Genomic DNA, 7,612 nt, shown 5'->3' with positions numbered 1-7,612 from the left:
GCCGTCGCCCGGTCGCCCCGGCCCGAGGCCAGGTCCATGACCGCGCTGACCGCCTCGCCATGTTCGCGCACCGCGTCGGCCGTGGCCTGGATCAGCGTCTGGCCCTCGACCAGGTCGGGCAGCGTCCGCGCCAGCCAGCGCCGCACGCAAGGGTCGCCCACCGCATCCTCGAGCGCCATGATCTCGACCAGCGGCCAGTCCAGATGCCCGGCCAGCCGCTTGGAGATCGAGCCCTTCGACACATCCGCCCCGAGCCGCGCCCCGATCAGCGCCGCCGAGGCCTCAACCCCACCGGCCCGGTCCACCAGCCCCGACATGAAGGCCCGGATCATCGCACGATCCGTCATGCCGGCACCCGCGAGCCTGGGACGTTCGGGTCCTCGAAACCCACCTCGACGCTGCCGTCTTCGGCCAGCGAGACCGTCACCTGCAGAAAGTCGCTGAAGGCATAAACCTCGGCGCCATGCACGACCCGGCCCGTGTAATGGGCGACCGTCTTCAGGATCGCCTGCGCCAGGGTCAGGTCGGGGAATTTGGGCTCAGACATGGGAAACACCCGTGGAGTGAGGGGAAAGGGAAGGGCCAGCGCCGGCGCGGAGCCTCTGTCGCGCCGCGCGGCGTTCGGGGGCCCTCGTGAACCGGGAAACCTTGTTTCCGTGCGCGCAGCCCTCGCGCGTGCAAGACCGAGGGCATGGAACAGAAAGCCGATCAGAGCGCGGGATCATGCGGCATCCTTTTCGGGAACCCAGGAACTGGCCGCCACCTCGCCGCGTGTCGCTCGTTCGATCCGCACCGCCAACGGCAAGCTCGGAACCAGTTTCCCACGACAGAGCTTTGAGACGGTCGCTTGATCAACGCCGACCGTCTCCGCGAACTGCGCCTGGGTCAGGCCCGCATCTCGAATATGTGCTGCAAGGTAGGACATGGTGCAATAAATGCCCTACAGGAATATTCTCGTCAAGCATCAACATGGCCCACCGGCATTGGACGCCACGCCCGGATCGCGTGATAATCGGAACATGAAAGAGCTTGCGAAAATCCGACGGGCACGTGGACTTACGCAGAAGCAACTGGCCGAAATGGCCGGTGTGGACCAGGGCACGATCTCCAAGCTGGAGAGCGCCGACGGCTACAATTATACCGCCGATCTGATTGAGAAGCTGGTCGCAGCACTGAAGGTAGAACCCGCAGAACTATTTGGGCTTTCCGACCTTCACCAGCGCGTGCTGGATGCTATTCGTGCGATTGAAGACCCATCGCGTCAAGCTGCAGCCCTTCTGGTTCTGGAGTCGATGGCAAAGAAGCCCTGACCACCCAAGGGTGGTGAAGGTGAACAAGCATTGCCCACGCCTCGCGCCGATCCAGACGTCGAATCATCGCTATGATGTGATCTTCCCTCATGCCTGTTCTATTTCCGTTCTAGGCGTCGCCAAATCAAGCCCCATGATGCCGCCACGTCAATATGCCGGTTAGGCATTGACTGCAATATTCCCTACCGGCATAATCCACCCCATCAACCCGCCGAAGACGCCCCCTCGGGCCGATCGCGGGCAACCGTTGCGATGGAGGTTCCCTTGCGCCTTTTCCTGATCAATCCCGAGGATCCGACGGCCTGGGCGAAGGCCTTCGTCTCCAGCCCCGAGGCCTTCGGGCATCTGACGCCCGAGGCCTTCGAAGATCTCGCCACCACAAGCTGGCAGCTCTTGCGCCAGCACCGGGCCGCGCAGGACGCGCCGGCCGGGGGCGGCCGCGTCATTCCGATGCGGCGCCCTCGGGCCCTTGGCGGGCGGCATCATAGCTTGCCCTGGCCCGGCCCGACGCCCGGGGATGCCGCATGAGCGTCGCGCCGATGATCCGCCCCGACGCCGGGGCACCGATTGCGCCGATCGACCTGCAGGCCGCGGCCCTGGCCGAGGTGGAACGCAAGGACCGGCAGCGCCGCAAGGCGCCGCCGATGCGCGAAACGGCCGCCGATCGGGCCGTTGCGGGCGCCGCCTATGGGATTGCGGCCGAGGAACTGCGGCAGTTCATCGAGCGGTACGAGCAGCTGCAGGCCGAGAAACAGGATATCGCCGAGGCGCAAAAGGACCTGATGGCCGAGGCCAAGACCCGCGGTTTCGACACCAAGGCGATGCGCAAGATCGTCGCCCTGCGCAAGAAAGACCCCGACACGCTGGCCGAGGAAGAGGCGGTGCTGGAGGTCTACAAATCCGCCCTCGGCATGGCCTGACACCCTGCCCGCGCGCCCTGCCGTTTCCGGGCGCGCCACCTCCCCGGCCGGCCCCCTCGCGGGCCGCCGGGGGTTTCTGCCCCTTCCCCAGACACGATTGGAGCGTGCCGATGCGCGACCACCCGCCCCAGCCCGAGACCGCCCCGCTGCCGCTCGACCTGCCCGAGGATTTCGAGCCGACCCCGCCCCGCGCAGGCGCCGGCGCGGTTTTCGCCCTCGCCTTCGTCACCGGCACCGCCCTGTCGACAATCCTGATCGCCTTCGGCGCACGCGCCGCCGCAATCGCCTGGGGCGTCGCCCTGCTGGCGGCCCTGGCCGCGATTGCCCTGGGCCTGTGGAAGGGCTGGAAGTGACATGGCACCGCGTCCCCAACCCGGACCTGACCCCTTCGCCCCTCTGTCAGCCAAACCCGCGACCGCGGCCGAACTGGCCGCCCTGCGCCGCCGGCAGGCCGCATCCTTCGCCGGGTCGCATCACCGCGGCCAACACCCCCACGGGAAGCGCATCGCCGCGCCGTCCCAGACCCGGCCGCAGCCCCGGCGCAAGACCGAGGGCATGGGCAAGGGCAATGGGGGCACAGGCAATGGCTGACCGACCGATCCGCGCAGTGCTTTCCCGATATCCGCTCGGCTTGATCAAGCCGGCCCTCAGCCCGAACCCGTGACGATGAAACAGGACCCCGCCTTTGCCCCCCGCCTGCTGCCCGCGCCAGAGGCGGCGCATTATCTCGGCGTCAGCGAGACCATGCTGCGCGGCCTCGGGCTGCCGCGGCGGGTTCTGGGCGCCAAGCGGCTGTTCGACCGGCTTGACCTTGACCGCTACGCCTCGGACCTGCCCTATGAGGGCCAAGCGGATGAGGTGGCGGAATGCGACAGGCTGTTCGGGGTGGCACGCTGATGTTGCCGCGCGTCCAGCGGATCCGGCGCGGCGACCGGGTGCTGTGCTACCACCGCCCGACCGGCATTCGCCTGCCAGATCTGCCCGAATCCCACCCCGAATTCGTCGCCGCCTGGGCGAAGGCCGAGGCGTCACGCAAGGATCACGCCCCGCCGGTCAAGGCCGGGACGCTGGAGCATGTGGTGCGCACGCTCAAGGCCAGCAAGCGATGGCTGGCGCTGTCGCCGGTGTACCGGCGCGAGGTCGGCCGCAATCTGGACGGCATCGTCACCGCTTACGGATCGGCCCCCGCCGCCGGCATCCGGCCGAAGCACATTGAAGCCGACATGGCGAAGCTTGACCCGAACCCGGCCAATCTGCGGCTGAAGGCCTGGCGGATGGTGATGGCGCAGGCCAAGGCCATGGGCGCGATCGAAACCGACCTGAGCGCCATGGTCGCCAAGATCGCCGTCTCGACCCCCGGGCACACGCCCTGGACAGAAGACGATGTGGCCCGCTATCGCGACCATTGGCCGGTCGGCACCATCCAGCGCGCCGCGATGGAATTGCTGGCCTGGACCGGCGCCCGCGTCAGCGACGGCTGCCGGATCTCGATCGGCAATATCGGATCGGACGGGGTGCTGTCCTTTCGCCAGGCAAAGACCGGCGGCATGGCCTATGTGCCATGGACGGCGCCTCTGCCGGCCTGGGCCCGGGCCTGGGATGACGAGCGCACCGCCATGCGCACGGCGGTCGCGACCGTTTCCGGCTTCACCCTGCTGCAAACATCCTTCGGCAAGGCGCGCACCGCCAAGGGCCTTTCGAATGTGATCAGCGATGCCGCGGCGGCGGCGGGCATCCTGGGCAAATCGGCCCATGGCCTGCGGAAATATCGCCTGACGCGGATCGCCGAAGCGGGCGGATCGGCGCATGCGATCATGGCTTGGGGCGGGCATGCCAGCCTGTCCGAAGCCGAGCGCTACACCCGCACGGCGGCCCGAAAAGCCCTGATCGTCGGAACAGAACAAGACCAGAACGTAGTAAACGCCGCCTCATCTGGCAGTAAACGACCGAAATAGTTATTCTAAGTCAATATGTTAAAAGAATGGTGGCGATCGCGGAAGGACTCGAACCCTCGACCCGCTGCTTAGAAGGCAGCTGCTCTATCCAGCTGAGCTACGCGACCGTCGCGCCGTTTTAGCCGAGCGCTTTCGTCATGAAAACCGAATTCGGGTCGTCGTGATATCCTTCGAAGGGCGGGCACTCGACGAAACCGGCCCGCGCATACAGCGCCCGCGCGGCGATGAAGGTGGGCTGCACGCCGGTTTCCAGCGACAGGCGCGCATAGCCCTGCGCGGCCGCTTCGGCCAGAAGGTGATCAAGCATCGCCTTCGACAGGCCCCTGCCCCGCGCCTCGGCCAGAACATGCATCGACTTGATCTCGGCATGCGCGGCGTCGATGCGCTTGAAGGCGCCCATGGCCAGCGGCGCGCCCCCGTCGCGCAGCACGAAAAACCGGATCCCCGGCGCCGCCAGCGCGCCGCGATCCATCATGTGGATCGATTCGGGCGGCGTGTCGGCATGCATGTCGGCGGTGTGGCGCTGAAACAGCAGCGCCAGATCGGCACCCAGCGGGCTTTCCTCGGCAATCGCCGCCGGCATCAATGGGTCCAGGCGCCGCGGCGGTCCGTGGCGAAATTCTCGCCATAGCCACGCGGCCGGATATTCACCTTGCGCGGCTTGGGCAGCAGCACCTCGGCCTCGATCCCTTCGGCCTTCGCATAGGCCTGCGCCTCTTCCAGCGTCTCGAAGCGCAGCTTGACCTGGGCCTGGGTATCGGAAGACGAGGTCCAGCCCATCAGCGGATCGACCTCGCGCGCCGAGGCGGGGGCGAAGTCCAGTACCCAGTAATGCGTCTTCGCCGTGCCCGATTGCATCGCGGTCTTGGCGGGCTGGTAGATACGGGCGCGCATGGCGGATCTCCTGCAGGAACAGGGCTTTCTTGGCCGATCCGGGCGAAAAGCGCAAGCGCCGCGCGGGGCGCAAAGGCGGCTGCCGGCCGGTTGCGGGGAGTGTGGGTGGGGTGTGGGGGGTGCAACCGGCCGGCAGCCTTCGTGCTGCTTGCCCGGTCACTCTGCCCCAGCTGCTTCGGCCACACAACCCCAAGTTGATCTACCGCGCCACTTTTCTTGCCGAACCATGCGCATCCGCGGGCCGAATTCGTGCCGCGGCCGCCAGCCTGCTGACCGAATTTGTCGGCAGCCCCTCTTGCGCCGGAACAAAGAGGGCACGATCTTGGCCGCAGGGGGTGCCGCAGATGCATAACAACCGTCCCGACTCGATGCCCGACCTGGCCCCGCCCACGCCTCGCGAAAAGCTGGAGGGCGGGCGGCGATTCGTCATGCAGACGCCGTTCCAGCCGGCGGGCGACCAGCCCGCGGCCATTGCCGAACTGTCGGCGGGCGTTCAGGCGGGCGATCGCGACCAGGTTCTTCTGGGCGCGACCGGCACCGGCAAGACCTTCACCATGGCCAAGGTGATCGAGCAAACCCAGCGCCCCGCCATCATCCTGGCGCCCAACAAGACGCTGGCCGCGCAATTATACGGCGAATTCAAGGGCTTCTTCCCCGAGAACGCGGTTGAGTATTTCGTAAGCTATTACGACTACTACCAGCCCGAGGCCTATGTGGCGCGCTCGGACACCTATATCGAGAAGGAATCGCAGATCAACGAACAGATCGACCGGATGCGCCACTCGGCCACCCGGGCGCTTCTGGAACGCGACGACGTGATCATCGTCGCCTCGGTCAGCTGCATCTACGGCATCGGCTCGGTCGAGACCTATTCGGCCATGACCCAGGACATGGTGCAGGGCCAGATCTACGACCAGCGCAAGTTCATTGCCGAACTGGTGGCCCAGCAATACCGCCGCAACGATGCCGCCTTCGGACGCGGCGCCTTCCGGGTGCGCGGCGATGTGGTGGAACTGTGGCCCGCCCACCTGGAAGATCGGGCCTGGCGGTTTTCCTTTTTCGGGGAAGAGCTTGAATCGATTGTCGAATTCGACCCGCTGACCGGGGCCAAGACCGACACGTTCCAGCGCGCCCGCATCTATGCGAATTCGCACTATGTCACGCCGCGCCCGACGCTGCAGCAGGCGATCAAGGGCATCAAGGACGAGCTGTTCCATCGCCTGAAGCAGCTGACCGACGAAGGAAAACTGCTGGAAGCACAACGGCTTGAACAGCGCACCCGCTTTGACCTTGAGATGATGGAAGCCACCGGCTCCTGCGCGGGGATCGAGAACTATTCGCGCTGGCTGACCGGCCGTGGCCCGGGCGAGCCGCCGCCCACGCTGTTCGAATTCATCCCCGACAATGCCATCGTCTTCGCCGACGAATCGCATGTCACCGTGCCGCAGATCGGCGGCATGTATCGCGGCGACTTCCGGCGCAAGTTCACCCTTGCCGAACACGGGTTCCGCCTGCCCTCCTGCATGGACAACCGGCCGCTGAAATTCGAGGAATGGGACGCGATGCGGCCGCAATCGGTGTTCGTCTCGGCCACCCCCGCGGCATGGGAGCTGGAACAGACCGGCGGCGCCTTTACCGAACAGGTCATCCGCCCCACCGGCCTGATCGACCCCGAGGTCGAAATCCGCCCGGTCGAGATGCAGGTCGACGACCTGCTGGACGAGGTGCGCCGCGTCTCGGCCAGGGGGTTCCGCACGCTGGTCACCACGCTGACCAAGCGCATGGCCGAGGATCTGACCGAATACATGCATGAACAGGGCATCCGCGTGCGCTACATGCATTCCGACATCGACACGCTGGAACGCATTGAAATCCTTCGAGATCTTCGGCTGGGCGCCTTTGACGTGCTGATCGGCATCAACCTGTTGCGCGAAGGGCTGGACATCCCGGAATGCGGGTTGGTCGCCATTCTGGATGCCGACAAGGAAGGCTTCCTGCGGTCGGAAACGTCACTGATCCAGACCATCGGCCGCGCGGCGCGCAATTCGGAAGGCCGGGTGATCATGTATGCCGACCGGATCACCGGCAGCATGGAACGCGCCATGGCCGAGACGGATCGCCGGCGTGAAAAGCAGAAGGCCTATAACACCGTGCATGGCATCACGCCGCAGACGGTGAAGAAGAATGTCGAGGATGTGCTGGCCGGGCTGTGGCAGGGCGATACCGACCAGTCCCGCGTGACGGCCAAGGTCGAAAAGGCCAATGTCGGCCAGAACCTTGCCGCGCATCTGGAGGCGCTGCGCGCCGCGATGCGCAAGGCGGCCGAGAATCTGGAATTCGAGGATGCCGCGCGGATCCGGGACGAGGTGAAGCGGCTGGAAGCGGTGGAACTGGCCGTGGCCGATGACCCGCTGGCCCGGCAAGAGGCGATCGACGAGGCGGTGGAAGAGGCGGTGAAGGCCAAGGGTCGGTCCACCGCGGGCCGGCCCGGGCAACGGGGCGGGGTGAAGCGGCGGGGGAAGCGGTAGACGTC

General features: G+C 66.4%; 12 protein-coding genes and 1 tRNA gene. 7 read left to right on the top strand and 6 right to left on the bottom strand.

The features are described from left to right. The 3 genes from K1Y73_RS14330 to K1Y73_RS14320 form a co-directional block, all read right to left on the bottom strand. On the bottom strand, positions 1 to 332 hold a 332-nt coding region (locus tag K1Y73_RS14330; protein ID WP_225028990.1), incomplete at its 3' end, for a hypothetical protein. An 11-nt stretch (positions 333 to 343) separates the two neighbouring features. Continuing rightward, positions 344 to 547 carry a hypothetical protein gene (locus K1Y73_RS14325; protein ID WP_225028989.1) on the bottom strand — a complete coding sequence of 68 codons (204 nt, stop codon included), beginning with the start codon at positions 545 to 547 and terminating at the stop codon, positions 344 to 346. Positions 548 to 721: 174 nt separating this feature from the next. After that, positions 722 to 925, bottom strand: a complete 204-nt coding sequence (locus K1Y73_RS14320) for a helix-turn-helix transcriptional regulator (protein WP_225028988.1) — start codon at positions 923 to 925, stop codon at positions 722 to 724. A 10-nt stretch (positions 926 to 935) separates the two neighbouring features. Here K1Y73_RS14320 and K1Y73_RS14315 point away from each other — a divergent pair, with 10 nt between their 5' ends. From K1Y73_RS14315 to K1Y73_RS14290, 6 genes are all read left to right on the top strand, one after another. After that, the gene (locus K1Y73_RS14315; protein WP_225028987.1) at positions 936 to 1,310 is read left to right on the top strand and encodes a helix-turn-helix domain-containing protein; all 375 of its coding nucleotides are present in this window, start codon (positions 936 to 938) and stop codon (positions 1,308 to 1,310) included. 264 nt (positions 1,311 to 1,574) lie between these two features. Further along, positions 1,575 to 1,838: a hypothetical protein gene (locus K1Y73_RS14310; protein WP_225028986.1), complete on the top strand. Its 264-nt coding sequence runs from the start codon at positions 1,575 to 1,577 to the stop codon at positions 1,836 to 1,838. Next, a complete protein-coding gene (locus K1Y73_RS14305; RefSeq protein WP_404819089.1) occupies positions 1,835 to 2,230 on the top strand; it encodes a DUF2312 domain-containing protein in 396 nt (131 codons plus the stop codon). Before K1Y73_RS14310 ends, K1Y73_RS14305 begins: the two co-directional genes overlap by 4 nt. 110 nt (positions 2,231 to 2,340) lie before the next feature. Beyond that, positions 2,341 to 2,583, top strand: coding sequence for a hypothetical protein (locus K1Y73_RS14300; protein WP_225028985.1), 243 nt, complete (start codon positions 2,341 to 2,343; stop codon positions 2,581 to 2,583). A gap of 313 nt (positions 2,584 to 2,896) precedes the next feature. Next, a complete protein-coding gene (locus K1Y73_RS14295; RefSeq protein WP_225028984.1) occupies positions 2,897 to 3,127 on the top strand; it encodes a helix-turn-helix domain-containing protein in 231 nt (76 codons plus the stop codon). Then, positions 3,097 to 4,185 carry a tyrosine-type recombinase/integrase gene (locus K1Y73_RS14290; protein WP_225028983.1) on the top strand — a complete coding sequence of 363 codons (1,089 nt, stop codon included), beginning with the start codon at positions 3,097 to 3,099 and terminating at the stop codon, positions 4,183 to 4,185. Before K1Y73_RS14295 ends, K1Y73_RS14290 begins: the two co-directional genes overlap by 31 nt. A 30-nt stretch (positions 4,186 to 4,215) precedes the next feature. On the opposite strand, the gene K1Y73_RS14285 is transcribed toward K1Y73_RS14290, so the two are convergent. The 3 genes from K1Y73_RS14285 to K1Y73_RS14275 all read right to left on the bottom strand — a co-directional run bounded on the left by K1Y73_RS14285 (position 4,216) and on the right by K1Y73_RS14275 (position 5,079). Beyond that, positions 4,216 to 4,292, bottom strand: a tRNA-Arg gene (locus tag K1Y73_RS14285). Positions 4,293 to 4,303: 11 nt separating this feature from the next. After that, positions 4,304 to 4,768, bottom strand: coding sequence for a GNAT family N-acetyltransferase (locus K1Y73_RS14280; RefSeq protein ID WP_225028982.1), 465 nt, complete (start codon positions 4,766 to 4,768; stop codon positions 4,304 to 4,306). Next, the gene (locus K1Y73_RS14275; protein WP_225028981.1) at positions 4,768 to 5,079 is read right to left on the bottom strand and encodes an ETC complex I subunit; all 312 of its coding nucleotides are present in this window, start codon (positions 5,077 to 5,079) and stop codon (positions 4,768 to 4,770) included. The genes K1Y73_RS14280 and K1Y73_RS14275 overlap by 1 nt, the downstream gene beginning before the upstream one ends. A 344-nt stretch (positions 5,080 to 5,423) precedes the next feature. On the opposite strand from K1Y73_RS14275, the gene uvrB reads away from it, so the two are divergent. Beyond that, positions 5,424 to 7,607 (top strand): excinuclease ABC subunit UvrB, encoded by a 2,184-nt coding sequence (gene uvrB / locus K1Y73_RS14270; RefSeq protein ID WP_318248244.1) that lies wholly within the window; start codon positions 5,424 to 5,426, stop codon positions 7,605 to 7,607. Positions 7,608 to 7,612: the final 5 nt, after the last annotated feature.

It is taken from the genome of Xinfangfangia pollutisoli (genome assembly GCF_020179405.1).
Lineage (GTDB): Bacteria > Pseudomonadota > Alphaproteobacteria > Rhodobacterales > Rhodobacteraceae > Pseudogemmobacter > Pseudogemmobacter pollutisoli.
This window is presented reverse-complemented; position numbering and strand designations above follow the sequence as displayed.